Genomic DNA, 17,009 nt, shown 5'->3' on the forward strand with positions numbered 1-17,009 from the left:
GCCGTCACCGTGATCGTCCCCCAGCCACTCGAAGATCCACCCTACTCACAACGGTGGCGGCAACCACGGGTCAGTTGGCGAGGAACTCGAGCAGTACCTTGTTCACCACTTCGGGCTGTTCGAGGTAGCCGTAGTGCCCCACGTCGGGGATCTCGTAGTACCGGGCGGACGGGATGGCCTCGGCCACCTCACGCGAGAGGTACGGCGGAATCATCCTGTCGTCGGCGAAACCGACGGACAGGCACGGCGCCGTGATCGCCCGGTAGGCCTGCCTGCGGTCGAAGCTGCGGTCCATCTCCATCTGCGCGCGCACACCGTCCGACGTCCGGCCGCCGCTGAACTCGAACAGGTCGAGCCAGTCGCGGGCCGTGTGCGGGTCGACGAGCGACGCGGGCGACAGGTTCATCACGGCGGTCACCGCGGCCCGGTACTTGGCGGGGAGTTCGACCCCGCTGTCGTGGAGGGCGCGCTCACCCTCGGTCAGGGTCTGCTGGAAGTAGTCCATGCGGGCGTGACCGGCGAGGAAGGCCGCCTTGAGCACGAGATCGGGGCGGGACAGGGCCAGTTCCTGCGCGACGCGGGCGCCCATCGAGGTGCCGACGACACGGGCCGGGCCGCCGCCGAGGTGCTCGATCAGTCCCGCGGTGTCGGCGACGAGGTCGTCCATGGTGATCCCGTCGACGCTCTCACCGGACGGCGCGATGCCCCGGTTGTCGAACGTGCAGACGCGGTAACCGGCGTCCACGAGCGCGGGCGTCTGATGCAGATCCCACACCCGTCCCGGGCTTCCGGTCCCCATGATGAGCACCACTAAATCGCCGGATCCCTTGACCTGGTAATTCAGGGGGATCCCGTTGATCGTGGCGATCGTCATCTTGCCTTCCTTCCATGGCCGGTCTCACCGAAATAGATTGGATAGCCTAAGCTGGCTTTGCTGCCGCTCAATTGCGGCGCTGACCGACAAGCTCGTCCAGGAGGACCGCGTTGAGAGTCGCCACACTCGGATATCAAACCTGGGGTCACCGTACCCTGCAGGCCCTGCTCCAGTCCGACCATGAGGTCGTCCTCGCGATCACCCACCCCAAGAGCGACCACGTCTACGAGCAGATGTGGGCGGACTCCGTCGCCGACCTGGCCACCGAGCACGGTGTGCCCGTGCACATCGCCACCAAGCCGGACGAGAACTTCAAGGCCGCGCTGAAGGAAGCCGACCCGGACATCGTCGTCGCCAACAACTGGCGCACGTGGCTGCCACGGGACGTCTTCGACTCTCCCCGCTACGGCACCCTCAATATTCACGATTCGCTCCTGCCCAAGTACACAGGATTCTCCCCGCTCATCTGGGCGCTCATCAACGGTGAAGAAGAAGTAGGCCTCACCGCGCACCTGATGGACGAGGAACTCGACGCCGGCGACATCGTTTTGCAGAGGTCGACGCGGGTCGGGCCGACGGACACTGTCACCGATCTGTTCCACCGCACCGTCGACATGATCGGCCCGATCACCCTCGACGCGCTCGCACTGATCGAGTCCGGTCGCACGGACTGGACGCCGCAGGACCGCTCGCAGGCCACGTTCTTCCACAAGCGCGCCCCCGAGGACAGCCGCATCGACTGGACGTGGCCCGCCGACGCCATCGAACGCCTCGTCCGCGCGCAGTCCGACCCGTACCCGAACGCGTTCACCCATTTCAAGGGTCAACGCGTCCGGGTCCTGAAGGCCGCCGTATCCGAAGGAAATTACGGTGGAACGCCCGGGCGTGTCTTCATCCACGAAGGCGACGGAATGGTCATCGTCGCCGGACCCGACGCCCGCACCGGACAGAACAAGGGCCTCAAGATCCAGCGCGTCCGCCTCGACGACGGCACCGAACTCGCCGGGACCGACTTCTTCCCCCACGGCGGCGGCTACCTCAGCTGACCGTCCCGTCCGTTACTACCGGGTGGATGTACCTTTCGACGCCTCAGCAGCGCCGAGCGGTGCATCCACCCGAGGTGTTTCCGGGATTTACCGCCCCTCCCACGCCGACCACAGCTCGGCGTAGCGTCCGCCGGCGGCGACGAGCCGGATGTGCGGACCTTCCTCGACGATCCGGCCGTGTTCCAGCACGACCACCCGATCGGCGGCAGCCGCCTGCGTCAGCCGGTGGGCCACCACCAGCGTCGTGCGACCGCGGGTCGCGGCCTCCGCCGACGCCTCGAGTTCCCGCGCACCCGCGCTGCCCGCTTCGGCCGTCGCCTCGTCCAGGATCGCGACCGCCGGGTTCGCGAGGACGAGCCGGGCCAGAGCCAGTTGCTGCGCCTGCGCGGCGGTCAGCTCGTGTCCGCCCTCCCCGACCACGGTGTGGACCCCGTCGTCCAGAGCGGTCACCCAGCCGTCGGCGCCGACGGCCTTCAACGCCATCGCCGCGTCCTCCTCGGACGCGTCGGGAGCCGCGAGCCGCAGGTCGTCGATCAGCGGTCCGGCGAACACGTGGACTTCCTGGCTGACGATCGCGACCCGGCGACGGAGATCGCCCGGCTCGAGGTCCGACAGCGCGGTTCCGCCGATCCGCACCGACCCCAGCGTGGGGACGATCGACCCGGCCGCGATCGCCGCGACCGTCGTCTTGCCCGCCCCGGTCGAGCCGACGAGTGCGACGCGTTCACCGGACTTCACGTGCAGGCTGATGCCGTGCACCACTTCGTGGCTGCCGTCGTAGGTGTGCCGGACGCCGTCGAGTTCGAGCGTCGCGTCGGTGTTCTCCCCGACGTTCTCCCCGGCGGCGGAACCGGCGGACGATTTTTCGTCGAGGTCGACGACGCCGACGAGCCGCGCCAGGCTCGCGCCGGCCGACTGCACCTCGTCGAACGTGTACATCAGCATGCCGATCGGGTTGAACAGCCGGTGGAAGAGCAGCGCCGCGGTGGTGGTCTGGCCGACGGTGACGATGTCCGCGTTCACCAGCGCGAATCCGGCGGCGAGGATGGTGGCCAGCCCCACGAACTCGGCCCGGTTGCCGCGTCCCGCGAACCGGGTGAACAGCGCGAAGACGCCGACGGACAGGTCGCGGGCCTTCTCCGACGCGCCGTTGATCTGACCCAGGTGGCTGTCTTCCAGACCGTAGGCGCGCACCGTCCTGGCGCCCTGCATGCTGCTGATCAGGGCCTGCGAACGCTCTCCCATCGCGACGCGTTCGGCGGCGTACACGGGCGCGGACCGGGGCAGGTACCAGCGCATCGCCAGCGCGTACATCGGTAGCGCCACCATCCCCGCGAGTCCGAGCCGCCAGTCGATGCCGAGCATCGTGACCATGCTCAGCACCACCAGCAGGACCGCCGTGACGAGGTTGGGGACCACGTCGGTGACGGCCTTGCCGATCACCGCGACGTCGTCGCCGACACGCGACAGCAGGTCGCCCTTGCCGACGCGTTCGACCGTCTGGATCGGCAGCCGCAGCGCCCGGTCGACGGTGCGCTCGCGCAGGTCCGCCAGGATTCCCTCGCCGAGACTGCGGATCAGGTACGACGCGAACCCGGCGCACAGTCCGCCGATCACCGCGGCGGACGCGATCACCGCGACCACCCAGCCGATGGTGGACGGCGGCGCACCGTCCTGGACGCGGTCGACGAGGACGCCGAAGACGTAGACGGGGACCAGCGCCATGCCGGCCGCGACAGCCGCCACCAGCAGCGTGAAGACGCTCCGGCCGCGGCGCCGTCCCAGCTCGGACCTCAGCCACGCCCACGTGTCGCGCGCGTTCGCGATGGGAAGCAGTTCACTCATCGCAGGACCGCCTGACGGTAGTTCGCGTTCTCGGTGGCCAGTTGCGAGTGGGTGCCCTCGCCGGCCACCGTTCCGTCGTCGAGCACGACGACACGATCGGTGACGGACAGCAGCGCGGGGCTGCTCGTGATGAGGATGGTGGTCTGGCGGCCCGCGACCGTCGGAGACGTCGGATCCAACGCGACCGTGCGATGCCGGAGGTCCGCGATCCCGCCCGCGATCGTGTGTTCGGTGACGGCGTCCACCGCCGTCGTCGGATCGTGCAGCACCATCACCGGCGACTGCGCCACCAGTGCGCGGGCCAGGGCGACGCGCTGGCGTTGACCGCCGGACAGCGAGGACCCGCGGTCGGCGACCTCGTGATCGAGCCCCTCGGGGTGTGCGTCGACGACATCGACCGCCGCCGACGCGGACAGCGCCGCCTGCACTTCGGACGGCGTCGCGCCGGGCCTGCCCGCGGTCACGTTCGACGCGACGGTTCCGGAGAACAGGTCGCCGTTGTGCGGTTCGACGAGCAGTGTCCGGCGGGCGTGCGAAAGATCCGCGTCCGACAGACGGACGCCGCCCACCGTCAGTTCGCCGTCGTAGCGGTCGGGCGGAATCTGCCCGGACAGCAGCGCGGCCAGCGCCTCCGCGTCCTGCGGGCGGTACGCGACCACGCCGAGCAGTTCGCCGGGGGTGACCCGGAGGTCCAGTCCGCTCAGCGACCGGTAGGACACGCCGGTGAGGCTGAGTTCGCTGCCGTCGAGTGTCCGGCCCGACCCGGCGGGCAGCAGGGGTTCCGCGTCCAGTACGAGCGCGAGGCGGTCCGCCGACGCGCGGGCGAGGGCGAGGAACCCGGGCAGGCCGGCGAGAACGCCGAGCGGTTCGATGAAGAACTGGGACAGTCCGACGACGGTGATCAACTCGCCGATGGTGATGCGGCCCTCGAGCGCGAACCAGCCCGCGAAACCCGCGACCCCGACGGCGAGGAGCGCGCTGACGGTCATCGACACCCCGGCGAACACGGCGGAACTCTTCGCCGTGTGCAGGGTGGCGCCGAGTGCGTCGCGGCTGGCGGCCCGGTACCGGCGCGACGCCGGCACCTCGGCGCCGATCCCGCGCAGGGGCCGGAGCCCGCTGACGAGGTCGGTGGCCATCGCGGACGCCCGCGCGACCGCCGCCTGCTGGTCGGTGGCGCGGCGGGTGATCAGCGGCGCCGCGAGTTGGAGAAGTCCGAGGATGACGGGGGTGCCGATCAGTACGGCGAGGCCGAGGGGCACGTCGATCAGCAGCAGGGCGATGGCGGATCCGATCGCCGCGGTGAGGGCCGCGGCGGCGCGCGGGGTGATGTCCGCGATCCACGCCGCGCGGTCGGCGTCCGACGTCGACACGGACAGCAGCTCGCCGGCCCGCAGGTCGGTGCGCACTCCGCGCGGGTCGAGGATGCGGTGCGCGACCTCCATCCGCAGCCGGTGGGCCTCGTTCTGCATCGCCACGACGATGAAACGCGCACCGTAACGCCAGGCCGCGGTGAGCACCAGGAACAGCAGTGCGAGGGCGCACAGCCACACCACGAGAGCGAACACGTCGCCGGTCGCGACGGCCCGGTCGACGATCACACCGATCGAGATCGGGACGAGCGTCTCCGCCACCTGATGCAGGCAGACGAGTACCGTGCCGATGCCCAGCCGACCCCGATTCCGCACCAGGGTGCGACGCAGAATTGCGGTGCCACCAGTCTTCACGCGCGTAACTCCCAACGCCGACGCTTCCCCACCCACCACCAAGTAAGCGGACCCTAACTAGATGAACCCTAATCGATGGGCAACTAGCGTTGACATGCCCGGTTCTCATAGAGTCGCCGATACGAACTACTGCGCGTGACGCAGCAGCAAGCCCGAGAGGACAAAGATGGCCGCGAAGACGACCGCCGAAAACGACATCGCGGACGAGGATCTCGAACCCCTAGCCGACGAGACCGCCCGCCAGGCGCAGCGCGTAGTCGCTGCATACGCCGAAGATGCCGACGAGTGCAGGATGCTGCTTTCCATGCTCGGAATCGGACCCACCACCAAGCTCGACTGAGAATTTCATCCACTTCGACTGCGAAGGAAGCCCGTGGCTGCCAGTTCGGAATCGTCAGCATCGTCATCACGCTCGACTTCTGATCCGGTTTCCGGGCAAGCCGACTTCGTCGTCGTCGCGAACCGGCTCCCCGTCGATCTCGAACGCCTCCCGGACGGCACCACCCGCTGGAAGCGCAGCCCCGGTGGCCTCGTCACCGCGCTCGAGCCGATCCTGCGCCGCAACAAGGGCGCATGGGTCGGCTGGGCGGGGGTCCCGGATGCCGAACTCGATCCCGTCGTCGAGGACGATCTGGAGCTGTACCCCGTTCCCCTGAGCGCCGCGGAGATCGCCGACTATTACGAGGGCTTCTCCAACGCCACCCTCTGGCCGCTGTACCACGACGTCATCGTCAAGCCCGAGTACAACCGCGACTGGTGGAACGCGTACGTCGAGGTCAACCGGCGTTTCGCGGAGGCCACGTCGAAGGCTGCCGCGCAGGGCGCCACCGTGTGGATCCAGGACTACCAGCTGCAGCTCGTTCCGAAGATGCTGCGGATGCTCCGCCCCGACCTCACCATCGGGTTCTTCCTGCACATCCCGTTCCCGCCGGTGGAACTGTTCATGCAGATGCCGTGGCGCACCGAGATCATCGAGGGCCTGCTCGGCGCCGATCTGATCGGGTTCCACCTCCCCGGCGGCGCCCAGAACTTCCTCTACCTGGCCCGCAAACTCGCCGGCCAGCAGACGTCCCGCGGCAACGTGGGCGTCCGCTCCAAGCTGGGCGTGGTGCAGGTGGGTTTCCGCACGGTGCGCGTCGGCGCGTTCCCGATTTCCATCGACTCGGGGCAGCTGGACGAGCAGTCCCGGTCCAAGTCCATCCGGGAGCGCGCCAGGAAGATCCGCAAGGAACTGGGCAACCCCAAGCACATCATGCTCGGCGTCGACCGCCTCGATTACACGAAGGGCATCGACGTCCGTCTGGCCGCGTTGCACGAACTGCTCGACGAGAACCGCGTCGACCCCGCCGACACCGTGCTCGTGCAACTCGCGACACCCAGCCGTGAACGCGTCGAGAGCTACGTCCACATGCGCGGCGAGATCGAGCAGTCGGTGTCGCGGATCAACGGCGAATACGGCGAGGTCGGCAGGCCCGTCGTGCACTACATCCACCGGCCCATTCCCCGCGACGAACTGATCGCGTTCTTCGTCGCCGCCGACGTGATGCTGGTGACCCCGCTGCGGGACGGCATGAACCTGGTCGCCAAGGAGTACGTGGCGTGCCGGAGTGATCTCGGTGGCGCGCTGCTGCTGAGCGAGTTCACCGGCGCGGCCGCCGAACTGCGTCAGGCGTTCCTGTGCAATCCGCACGATCTCGACAGCGTCAAGGACGCGATGGAACAGGCCCTGAATCAGGAGAAGGAAGACGGCCGACGCCACATGCGGGCCCTGCGCAGGCAGGTCCTCGCACACGACGTCGACCGGTGGGCCCGGTCCTTCCTCGACGCCCTCGCGCACGGCGGCGCCGCGGGCCCCGCGCTGATCGCCCCCGCCGAGGCTTCCGAGTCCGACTACACCGAGGACGCCACCGGGGACAACTGACCTCCCCGGCTCAGCTGACCGGACGTCACGAGGAAGGCGACGAAGTCGCGGATCGTCTCGTCGGCGGGACGCGGAGCGTAGCCGAGTTCGGACCGCGCCTTGCCGCCGTCGACGACCGGTGCCGCGAGCAGCGCCGACATCGCCGACCGCGACAGCACGTCCGACCCGAACCGGGTCCCGATCGGTTCGGCGATCGGCAGCACGCGTTCGATGACGCTGAGCGGGAACGAGTACAGCGGCCCCCGACGGCCCGCCGCACGCGCTGCCCTCCTCACGACATCATGCATGCCGAGCATGTGCCCCGAGATCAGGTAGTTCTCACCGGTCCGGCCCTTCTCGCCTGCGGCGATCAGTCCGGCGGCGACGTCGCGGACGTCGACGAAGTCGAATCCGCCCTGCACGGCCGCGGGCACCCGACCGCGGGCGGCGTTGCGCAGCAACGCGTTCACCCGCGACAGCCCGTAGTCGGCGGGCCCGTACACCCCGGTGGGGTTGCAGATCACCGCGTCGAGGCCGGCGTCGACCACCTCACGGAGTTCGATCTCGCCGGCCCATTTCGACCTGTCGTACACGGGGATCGACGCGTCCACGGACCGCGGGGAGTGCTCGTCGAGCGTTGCGCCGCAACTGCTCTGGTCGAAGGAGTGCACCGAACTGCAGTGCACCATCCGCCGAACCCCTACCGCGAGAGCGGCTTCGGCGACGGTGCGAACACCCTTGGTGTTGACGGTCCACGCCAGGTCGTCCTTCTGGGCGAGGGTGATCATCGCGACCAGGTGGTAGACCACCTCGGCGCCGTCCAGCGCCTGCTTCATGGATTCGACGTCGAGCACGTCCGCGTTGACCCACGTGACCCCGTATTCGGGTGCGTACCGGGAACGCACGCGGTCGATGGCGGTCACGTCGTGCCCCGCCTCGACCAACAGATTCAGCAGATTGTTGCCCACGAATCCCGCGGCGCCGGTTACTGCAACCTTCATCGACGACTCCCCGTTCGGTTGTGGCCGTGCGACACAGCGTCGTGCGTCGACACTCGGCCAGGAGACCCCGACACTACTAGAACTTGTTTCATTTTGTGAAGGGGTGGCTCCGCCCCGTGAGTACTTATCAACGTCGGGCGGTTAATAAGTACTCACGGGCGGCGCAGCCGCAACTACACCGGGGTCAGTTGATCGACCAGCCAGCGGTCGTCGACCTTCTGCAGCGACACCCGCACCCGGCTGCCCGACGTTCGGGCGTCGGGGGCGTCGGCGCTCGTCGTCGTCTGGTTCAGGTACAGCAGGACCACCGCCTCGTCGGGTGTCGTCGACACCGGTGCGGCGGCCTGCACCGACACCTGCACGGTGAGTTGCTTCTGCTTGGCGCCCGGTGCGATGGTCTCCTGCACGAGCGTGGTGTAGTCGTCACGGAACGAACCGGTGAGTCCGTCTGCGGCAGCAGCCAACTGGTTGTCGACGTCGGCGAAGTCGTACGCCAGCATCGCGACGGCCTGCTTGCCCGCGGCGTCGACGGCGTCGATGCGCGCCTGCTCGGACAGTTGATCCTGCCGGTGTCCGTACCAGAGGAAGCCCACCCCGACGGCGAGCGCGACCACTACGACCGCGGCCGCGATCTTCAGCGCTACACCCTTGGTGAGTGCGAACTTTCGCTTGCCTTCGTTGTTGTCGCTCATGGCACGAACTCCACCTTCGATGCGGTCAACTTGCCGTCGACGTCGCTGATCGTCACCCGCATCCGGAAGTCGCGCGGGGAGGGTTCCGGCTGTTCCTTGCTGCTCAACATCGTCCGCGCGGCCACCAGGACGTTCGCCGAGATCGACGTCTCGGTCCCGTTCTCGACGCCGGCCTCGATGACCTCGCCCTCGGTGGTCACGTTCGCGTCCTGCACGACACCGACGAACGGATCCTCCCGGCCTTGGAACTCTTCGAGGAACTGGCCGGACGCGCCGGCGATGATCCGGTCGACGTCTTGCTTCGCGGTCTCGGGGTGGATGGTCGTCAGGTTGAGCACCGTCTGCCGGGCCGTGTCGACGAAGGCCTGACGGCGGTCGTCCCGTTCGCGCGCGGACCGTTGGTCGAGCAGCAGGACCACCGCCGCGACGGCCAGTGCGACGATCACCACCGCGGTAACGCCCCACGCGAGCAACGACTTCAGGGACCGGCCCTGCTTCGCTGTCTCGATCGGCGGCGCCTCGGACGCCGGTGGTGCAGACGTCGTCGTGGAGACCTTCTCCGCCTCGGGCGCAGCCTGCGCGGCCGCCGGCTTGGCGAGGATCACCGGCTTCGGGGCCTCGGTCTCCCCCACCGGCGGGCCGGCATGTCGGACGGCCCGGCGTCTGGTCCGGTCCGTTGCCGCGGGTGCCTGCTGCGCCTGCTCCGCGGAGTCGCTCACACGCTCGTCTGTTCCGGAACTCAAATCTGCTGACCTGTCATCATCGTCTGCCACGTCGAGTCCTTTCCCTGCACCGCCAGATCCGGTTGGGTGTACGTCTTTCCATCCGAACCAATGAAGCTACCGGTGGCCGGGTCGTAGGGCACGGCCGCGACCGGTGCACCCGCGGAGCCTTCGTAGGAACTCGGAACGGCTGTGTACGAGGGTACATCCGGCGGCATGATCGGCCCGTACGGCGGGTTGTTACCCGACGCCTCCCAGCCCTCGCGGCACGCCTCGACCGTCGGTGCGCGGCGTCCGGGGAACTCCATGCACGGCAGGTTGCGTGCGCCGCGCACGACGGACGGGTCGTCCGGAGCGGCCTTGCAGTACAGGTCGTTCGGTGTCGCGATGGGGTCGGTCTGATCTCCCGACCGGCGTTGCTCGGGGGGCAGGAATCCCGTCGTGCAGGCCGGGGGGTCGTGCAGTTGCAGGGCGAAGTCGACGATCGCGCCGTCCTCCACGGGCCCGCCGGTCGCCGCCGTCACGAGCGCCGCGGTCAGCGGCGGGTAGATGACCAGCACCTGCTCGATGCTCTTGTTGTAGATCACCCCGACCTGCCCGACGCTCACCAGATTCCGCAGCAGGATCGGCAGCGTCGGCTGCAGGTCCTGGAACAGCTGGGTTGCCTCCTGCGCCGCGCCGGGGCCCTTCTCCAGCACCGACCGCAGGCTCGGGTCGCTCGCCCGCAACTGGTCGGTGAACGTCACGAGGTCGCGGGTCCAGGAGCGGATGGCGTCGCTGCTGACGGTCTGGGTGTCGAGCAGCGGGCCGACCTGATCGATCAGGGCCTTCGTCGCGTCGCTGTTCGCGTCGGCCTCCTCGACGAACAGGCGGGCCGAGTCGATGAGCCGCTGCAGGTCGGGACCGGATCCGTTGAATGCCGTGAACGCCTCGTCGATCACCGTCTGCAGCCTGGTGTCCGAGATGCTGGCGAGCAGTTCGTCGGCCTGGTCGAGCATCTCGCCGACGTCCTGCGGAATGGTCGCCCGATCCTCCGGGATCACGTCGCCGTTCGCGAGGTACGGGCCGTCGGCTGCACCTTCCCGCGGAATCAGGTCGACGTACTGCTCGCCGACCGCAGACACGCTCTTGACCGCCGCATCGACGTCGGCCGGGATCTTGTAGTCGCTGTCGAGCGACATCTTCGCCTCCACGCCGTCGCCGGTGAGCGTCACGTTCTCGACGACACCGATGTTGGTGCCGCGGTACGCGACATTGGCGTGGGAGTAGAGCCCGCCGGTGGACGGCAGCCGGACGCTCACCTCGTAGCGTCCGACGCCGAACAGCACCGGCACCTTGATGTACTGGATCGACATCACGACCAGCCCGATGACGGTGAGGATGGAGAAGATGATCAGCTGAATGCGAACGAATCTCGTCATTCTCATGGTGTCGGCGCTCCTCCCAGTTGCGGCGGAAGGCCCGGGATCTGCGGCAGTCCGGGTATCTGCGGGAGCCCGGGAATCACCGGCGGCGCGGGTGCCGGTTTCGGCGCCGGCTGCAGTGGCGCCTGCAGCGGATCGCCGGACTGTCCGGCCACCCCGGCGAGCGATCCCACGGCCCCCTCGACGCCGCCGAGTGATCCGCCGAGACCGGTTCCGGTCAGGAAGTTGCTGTCGACGCGTTCGTTGGTCATGTCGATCGTCATCATGAGGTTCGCGTAGTCGCCCTGAATCGCCTTGTCCATCGTCTTCATCGGGAAGGGGTACGTGAGCATCAGGGTCAGCACCTCGGTCAGCGCGCTCCCCGAGTTGGCGAGTTCACGCAGCACCGGGGTGAGGTTGCGCAGGTTCGCCTTCAGGTCCTCGCCGCTGCTCTCGACGAGACGGGAGGCGGTGTCGCTGAGCTTGCCCACCTCGACCAGGGCGGTGGTGAGATTCTGCCGTTGGGTGACGAGCACGTCCAGCGCGGGAGGGATGCCGTCCAGCGCCGCGTCCAGGGTGGCCTTCTGCTCGTTGACGGTGCCCGACAACCGGTCGAGCCCCTCCATCGCACCGATGATGTCGCCGCGCTGCTGATCGAGGCTCGTGACGAGCCGGTCGAGCTGCGGAAGGAGGTCCCGGATCGACTCCTCCCGTCCGCCCAGTGCAGCATTGAGTTCCTGGGTGATGTCGCGGATCTGGGCGATGCCGCCGCCGTTGAGCACCACCGACAGCGAAGACAGCGTCTGCTCGGTGGTGGGGTAGGCGCCCGCCCGCTCGATGGGGATCACGTCGCCGTTCTCGAGTTTCCCCTCGGGCTCGGCGTCGGTCGGTGGAGCCAGCTCGAGGTGCTGCGAGCCGAGAAGGCTGGTCTGGCCGATCTTGGCGGTCGCGTTGGCGGGCAGCTGGACGTCGCCGTTGATCGACACGGTGACCAGGGCGTGCCAGTCCTGCACCTCGATGCCCGTCACCGAACCCACCGTCACGTCGTTCACCCGGACGGGCGAATTCTGCGACAGCGTGGTCACATTGGGCATCTGGATCTCGACGGTGTAGGCGTCGTCGCCCTGCCCCTCGGTCCCCGGCAGGGGAAGTGAATTCAGCCCCTCCCACTCGCATCCGGTCAATGTCAGCGTCAGGGTGATCGCCACGGCGGCGATGCCGCTGCGACGCACCCGTGCGTGCTTCGTCATCGCCCACCTCCCGGCTGCAGCAGATCGTTCAGGTCCCGGGGCACGTCCACCGTCGGCATCCCGGCGAGGGTGCCGGTCACCGGGGGCGCGGACCGGGGCGGCACGGAGGCCTCGAGACTCGGCGGGCTGTACTCGATCTGGTCCGGGAACGCATTCACACCCGTGGTCGGGTTGACGAGGGCCGGAAGATAGTTCATCGTCAGCGAGTTCAGCACCGGCGACAGGTACTGGGTGCACAGGTCGGCGCTGCGGTTCGCCTCGTTGGCCTGCAGGCTCTGGATGGCGCCGCACATGAAGTTCACGGGGTTCCCGAGGTTCGCGAACGCGACCGCACCGACCAGTGATCCCTGCGCCGGCTTGTAGATGTTGCTGAAGTTCGCCAGCGCCGTCGGCGCCACGTGGAGCACCTGCTCGATCTGCGGCCTCTTGTCGGCGAGCACCTGGGTGGCGTCCGCCAGACGGCCGACCTGCTCACCGAGGGCGGCGCGGTTCTCCGCCACGAACCGGTTGACGTCGCCGAGCGCCAGGTCGAGGTCGTTCAGGGCGGTTCCGAGTTCGTCGGAGTTGGTGGCGAGCATGTTCGACACCGACGCGAGCCTGCCCTCGAACTGGACGATCTGCTCGTTGCTCGACGACAGCGCCGCCACGAACGTCTGCAGGTTGCGGATGGTCGCGAACAGGTCGGTGCGGCCGTCGGACAGGGTCCGCATGGTCTCCGACAGTTCCCGCAGCGTGTTGCGCAGCGACTCGCCGTTGCCGTCGAGATTGGCGGCGGCGGTGTCGATGAACGTGCCGAGCGAGCCCTGCGGGTCGGCGCCCTGCGGTCCGAGCGCCTCCGACAGTTTGTTCAGCTCGGTCTTGATCTCGTCCCACTCCACCGGGACGGCGGTGCGCTCCACCGGGATGCTCGCGCCGTCGCCCATCGTCGGCCCACCCGCGTACACGGGTGTCAGCTGGACGAACCGTCCCGACACCAGGCTGGGTGCGACGATGACGGCCTTCGCGTCGGCCGGAATCTCGACGCTCTTGTTCACGTTCATCGTCACGCGCGCGAAGTCGGCGCCGGGCTCGATCGACTCGATCGTCCCCACCTTCACACCGAGGACGCGGACGTCGTCGCCCGTGTACAGCCCGGTGGTCGCCGGGAAGTACGCGGTGATCGTGTTCTGGAACAGTTTGGGCACGAACATCACTGCGGCGCCGACGATCAGCACGATTACGACCGCGGCGACGCCGACGCGGATCAGCCACTTCTTCCGCGTGTTGGTGATTTCCGGGTTCGTCGTCATCGCGGCGGTTCCCTCAGCTCGATGGACGGACCCGTCTGCAGGTAGGCCTGGAGGTCGTTGGGCAGGTGCTCCGGCCACGTCACGGCGTCGCTGAGCCCCTGGAACAGGTTGCCGATGCCGATGTTGTAGACGTACGCCATGAAGAAGGGGCCGCTCCCCACCGACTCGCCGAGCTGCGTGGCGTACGGCGCGAGGCCGTCGAGTGCCTGCGAGATGTTGTCCTTGTTGCGCTGCAGGACGTCGACCACCGAGTTCAGCTTGTCGAGCGTCGGTTTCATCTGCTCCTCGTTGTCCTGGACCAGCCCGGTGAGCTGCCGGGACACCTCGGAGATGTTCACGATCAGCTGGCTGATCGCCGCGCGGCGACGGTCGAGCTCACCGAACAGCTGATTTCCGTCGACGATCAGCGAGTTGATCTGCCCGCTGCGCTCGGCGAGGATCCCGGTCACGTTCTCGGCCCGCGAGAGCAGCTGCCGCAGGCTCTCGTCCCGCGAGTTGATGCTCTCCGACAACCGGGTCAGGCCGTCCAGTGCGGTGCGCAACTCGGGCGGTGTGTTCTCGAGGGCGCCGGACATCGCGTTCAACGCGTTGTTGACCTCGTCGGTGTCGAGTTCGGAGACGGTGGTCGACAGGTCGCCGAGTGCGTCGTTGAGCGAGTACGGAGAGTTGGTGCGCTCCAACGGAATCGTCGATCCCACCCGCATCGTGTCGTGCCCGAGCGGGGTGACGGCGAGCGACTTGCGCCCGAGAACGGTGTTGGTCTTGATGTTCGCCTCGGTCGCGTCGCCGAGGGCGATGCCGTCCTGGATGGTGAACGTGACGAGCACGTTCTGGTCGTCGAGTTCCACCTCGGCGACCTTCCCGACGTCGACACCGGCGAGGGTCACCGTGTCGCCGGTCATCAGCCCGCCCGCGTCCTCGAAGTAGGCCGAGTACTGCGTGCCACCCGAAAGGAATTGCAGCTGATCGTATTGCAGGGTCGCGATCACGATCATGCTCGCGACGGCGACACCGATGAGTCCCACCTGCACGGGATTGCGTTCACTCTTCATGGCTACGGTGCACACCTCCCTGCCGTCTGACCGCCCGGCATGTTGAGGAGCAAATCCGATCCGTCCGGGCCGGAGAACTTGAACTTGACCGTGCAGACGTACATCTGGAAGAAGCTGCCGTATGTGCCGATGCGGATGAGCCTGCGGTACGCGTCGGGCAGATTTTGCAGCACCCAGTCGAGGTCGTCCTCGCCCGCCTGGAGTTGCGTCGCGGTGCGGTTGGCCTCGGCGATCGTGCTCTGCAGCGGCGGCCGCGCACCTTCGAGCAGATCTGCGAGATCGCCCGTCGCCCCGGCGATGCGGGGAATGGCGTCACCGATCTGATCGCGGTCCTGGGAGAGCCCGCTCACCAACTGCTGCAACTGGTCGAGTGTCGATCGGAACTGCTCGCCGCGGTCGTTGATGGTCCCGAGCACCTGGTTGAGGTTCGTGATCACCTCGCCGATCAACTGGTCCCGGTCGGCGAGGGTGTTCGTGAACGAACTCGTGCTGCCGAGGAGCGAGACGAGCGTGCCGCCCTGCCCCTGGAATACCTGGACCAGCGCCTGCGACAGGTCGTTGACCTGCTGCGGATCCAGCGCCCGCAGCAGCGGCTTGAACCCGCCCAGCAGAAGGTCGAGATCGAGTGCGGGAGAGGTGTTCTCGACGGGAATCGAGCCACCGTCCGGCAGCGGTTCCACCGATCCGGCGCCCTCGAGGAGCTCCATGTACCGGTCGCCGACGAGGTTCTCGTACCGCACCGTGGCCTTCGTCCCGTCGAACAGCGAGTACTTGGTGTCGACGGTGAAGTCGACGTCGGCGAGGTTGTCGTCGTCGATGCTCACCTTCTCGACGGCGCCGACGGGAACGCCGGCGATGCGGACCTTGTCGCCGGGCTTGAGCCCGGACACGTCGGTGAACGTGGCGTGGTATCCGTCGGAGCTGCTGAAACGGTACTGACTGAACACCAGGGCGAGCCCGGCGAAGATCATCGACATCACCGTCGCGAAGATCAACAGCTTGACCGTGGTCGCTCGCACAGTCACTGCCCACCCTGCTCGGGGTACACACCCGCGAACAACAGCTGGAACACCTTCGGCAGATGCACCTGGACTTCCGTCGACGGGACGAACGGCACCGTTCCGGTGTCGGCCACGACGAAGTTCGCGTGCTTGCTGAGATCGGGGTTGGGAAGGCCGTGGCAGTTCGGCCCACCTGTCGCGTTCACCTTCGGCAGGTCCTTCGGGTAGGTGTACGGCTCCTGCCCGTACATGAAACTGGCGCTCAGCGCGATACCCGGCTGATTGCCGCCGATGAGCTGTTCGGCGAGCGGGATCACGTTGTTCAGGCCGACGATGAAGCAGGAGATCTCGGGCGAGTACTCGGCCAGCAGATCCGTCGTCGGGAGCAGCAGGCCGAGAGCGGAGTCCAGGTTCTGCTCGTTCTCGGTCAGGACGGTGTTCGCCGTGTCGGCGAGCCCGGTGACGTTGAGCAGCACGGCATCCAGGTTGTCCTGTTCGTCGACGACGGTGCCGCTGGTGGCCGTCACGTTGTCGAGCACCCGCAGCAGGTCGGGCGCGGTGTCGGCATACACGTCGGTGACCTGTGCTGCCTTCGCCAGATCTTCCTGCAGCTGGGGCAGACTCGGATTCATCTTCGCCAGGTAGCTGTCGCTCTGCTCGAGCAGGGCGCCGAGTTCCTCCCCCCGCCCGTGCAGCGCCGAGGAGATGGCGCCGAGGGTGGCATTGAGCTTCTCCGGCTGCACCTGGGCCAGCACGTCGGACAGGTGCTGAAAGACCGTGTTGAACTCGACGGTGACGTTGTCGGACGCGATGACGTCGCCCGCCTGGAGGGGGGTGGACGACGGGTTGTCCGGCATCACGAAATTGACGTATTTGGCGCCGAACACGGTGGTGGACTTGATCTCCACGGTGGCGTTGGACGGGATCAGCGACATCATGTCGGGGTACATCGCCAGTTTCAGCTCGGCCCCGTCGGTCACGTGTTCGATGGAGGCGACGCGGCCGACCTGGACACCGAGGAGCTTGACCTTGGCGTCGGGTTCCATCACCAGTCCGGAGCGATCCGACGTCACGGTGACGGGCGTGGTCTCGTCGAACGTGCCGTTGAACATGGCCAGTGACACACCGATGATCGCGAGAAGACTCACCACGAGAACGAGCGCCGCGAGCTTCTTCTTCCCACTCGAATCAGTCATCTACCGGCACT

At 67.7% G+C, this 17,009-nt stretch carries 15 protein-coding genes; 3 read left to right on the top strand and 12 right to left on the bottom strand.

Annotated elements, in window-relative coordinates:
• Positions 1 to 70 precede the first annotated feature (70 nt).
• Positions 71 to 874, bottom strand: a complete 804-nt coding sequence (locus tag ACFTZB_RS03295; RefSeq protein ID WP_015888572.1) for an alpha/beta fold hydrolase — start codon at positions 872 to 874, stop codon at positions 71 to 73.
• A gap of 110 nt (positions 875 to 984) precedes the next feature.
• On the opposite strand from ACFTZB_RS03295, the gene ACFTZB_RS03300 reads away from it, so the two are divergent.
• On the top strand, positions 985 to 1,920 hold the full coding sequence (locus ACFTZB_RS03300; RefSeq protein ID WP_378430073.1) for a methionyl-tRNA formyltransferase: 936 nt from the start codon (positions 985 to 987) through the stop codon (positions 1,918 to 1,920).
• Between the two features lie 87 nt (positions 1,921 to 2,007).
• Here ACFTZB_RS03300 and ACFTZB_RS03305 read toward each other — a convergent pair whose 3' ends face one another.
• Positions 2,008 to 3,765, bottom strand: a complete 1,758-nt coding sequence (locus tag ACFTZB_RS03305) for an ABC transporter ATP-binding protein (protein WP_378430074.1) — start codon at positions 3,763 to 3,765, stop codon at positions 2,008 to 2,010.
• A complete protein-coding gene (locus ACFTZB_RS03310) occupies positions 3,762 to 5,492 on the bottom strand; it encodes an ABC transporter ATP-binding protein (protein WP_378430075.1) in 1,731 nt (576 codons plus the stop codon). Before ACFTZB_RS03310 ends, ACFTZB_RS03305 begins: the two co-directional genes overlap by 4 nt.
• 166 nt (positions 5,493 to 5,658) lie before the next feature.
• Between ACFTZB_RS03310 and ACFTZB_RS03315 the strand changes: the two genes are divergently transcribed.
• Together ACFTZB_RS03315 and ACFTZB_RS03320 are read left to right on the top strand one after the other, a co-directional pair.
• Positions 5,659 to 5,832, top strand: a complete 174-nt coding sequence (locus tag ACFTZB_RS03315) for a hypothetical protein (RefSeq protein WP_005244525.1) — start codon at positions 5,659 to 5,661, stop codon at positions 5,830 to 5,832.
• Positions 5,833 to 5,865: 33 nt separating this feature from the next.
• A complete protein-coding gene (locus tag ACFTZB_RS03320; protein ID WP_378430076.1) occupies positions 5,866 to 7,413 on the top strand; it encodes a trehalose-6-phosphate synthase in 1,548 nt (515 codons plus the stop codon).
• Here ACFTZB_RS03320 and ACFTZB_RS03325 read toward each other — a convergent pair.
• The 9 genes from ACFTZB_RS03325 to ACFTZB_RS03365 all read right to left on the bottom strand — a co-directional run bounded on the left by ACFTZB_RS03325 (position 7,383) and on the right by ACFTZB_RS03365 (position 16,998).
• Positions 7,383 to 8,393: an NAD-dependent epimerase/dehydratase family protein gene (locus ACFTZB_RS03325; RefSeq protein ID WP_378430077.1), complete on the bottom strand. Its 1,011-nt coding sequence runs from the start codon at positions 8,391 to 8,393 to the stop codon at positions 7,383 to 7,385. The genes ACFTZB_RS03320 and ACFTZB_RS03325 overlap by 31 nt on opposite strands.
• A 173-nt stretch (positions 8,394 to 8,566) precedes the next feature.
• Entirely contained in the window at positions 8,567 to 9,085 is a 519-nt protein-coding gene (locus tag ACFTZB_RS03330; RefSeq protein ID WP_378430078.1) for a h domain protein, read from the bottom strand.
• The gene (locus tag ACFTZB_RS03335) at positions 9,082 to 9,828 is read right to left on the bottom strand and encodes a hypothetical protein (protein WP_378430079.1); all 747 of its coding nucleotides are present in this window, start codon (positions 9,826 to 9,828) and stop codon (positions 9,082 to 9,084) included. The genes ACFTZB_RS03330 and ACFTZB_RS03335 overlap by 4 nt, the downstream gene beginning before the upstream one ends.
• Complete coding sequence (locus tag ACFTZB_RS03340) at positions 9,825 to 11,234, bottom strand: MCE family protein (protein ID WP_378430080.1); 1,410 nt, start codon at positions 11,232 to 11,234, stop codon at positions 9,825 to 9,827. Before ACFTZB_RS03340 ends, ACFTZB_RS03335 begins: the two co-directional genes overlap by 4 nt.
• The gene (locus ACFTZB_RS03345) at positions 11,231 to 12,460 is read right to left on the bottom strand and encodes an MCE family protein (protein WP_378430081.1); all 1,230 of its coding nucleotides are present in this window, start codon (positions 12,458 to 12,460) and stop codon (positions 11,231 to 11,233) included. The genes ACFTZB_RS03340 and ACFTZB_RS03345 overlap by 4 nt, the downstream gene beginning before the upstream one ends.
• A complete protein-coding gene (locus ACFTZB_RS03350; protein WP_378430082.1) occupies positions 12,457 to 13,749 on the bottom strand; it encodes an MCE family protein in 1,293 nt (430 codons plus the stop codon). The genes ACFTZB_RS03345 and ACFTZB_RS03350 overlap by 4 nt, the downstream gene beginning before the upstream one ends.
• On the bottom strand, positions 13,746 to 14,801 hold the full coding sequence (locus ACFTZB_RS03355) for an MCE family protein (RefSeq protein ID WP_378430083.1): 1,056 nt from the start codon (positions 14,799 to 14,801) through the stop codon (positions 13,746 to 13,748). The genes ACFTZB_RS03350 and ACFTZB_RS03355 overlap by 4 nt, the downstream gene beginning before the upstream one ends.
• A gap of 2 nt (positions 14,802 to 14,803) precedes the next feature.
• Positions 14,804 to 15,826: an MCE family protein gene (locus ACFTZB_RS03360; RefSeq protein ID WP_378430084.1), complete on the bottom strand. Its 1,023-nt coding sequence runs from the start codon at positions 15,824 to 15,826 to the stop codon at positions 14,804 to 14,806.
• Positions 15,823 to 16,998, bottom strand: a complete 1,176-nt coding sequence (locus ACFTZB_RS03365; protein WP_378430085.1) for an MCE family protein — start codon at positions 16,996 to 16,998, stop codon at positions 15,823 to 15,825. The genes ACFTZB_RS03360 and ACFTZB_RS03365 overlap by 4 nt, the downstream gene beginning before the upstream one ends.
• Positions 16,999 to 17,009 lie beyond the last annotated feature (11 nt).

The organism is Rhodococcus sp. NPDC057014 (assembly GCF_042673295.1).
Taxonomy (GTDB): domain Bacteria; phylum Actinomycetota; class Actinomycetes; order Mycobacteriales; family Mycobacteriaceae; genus Rhodococcus_F.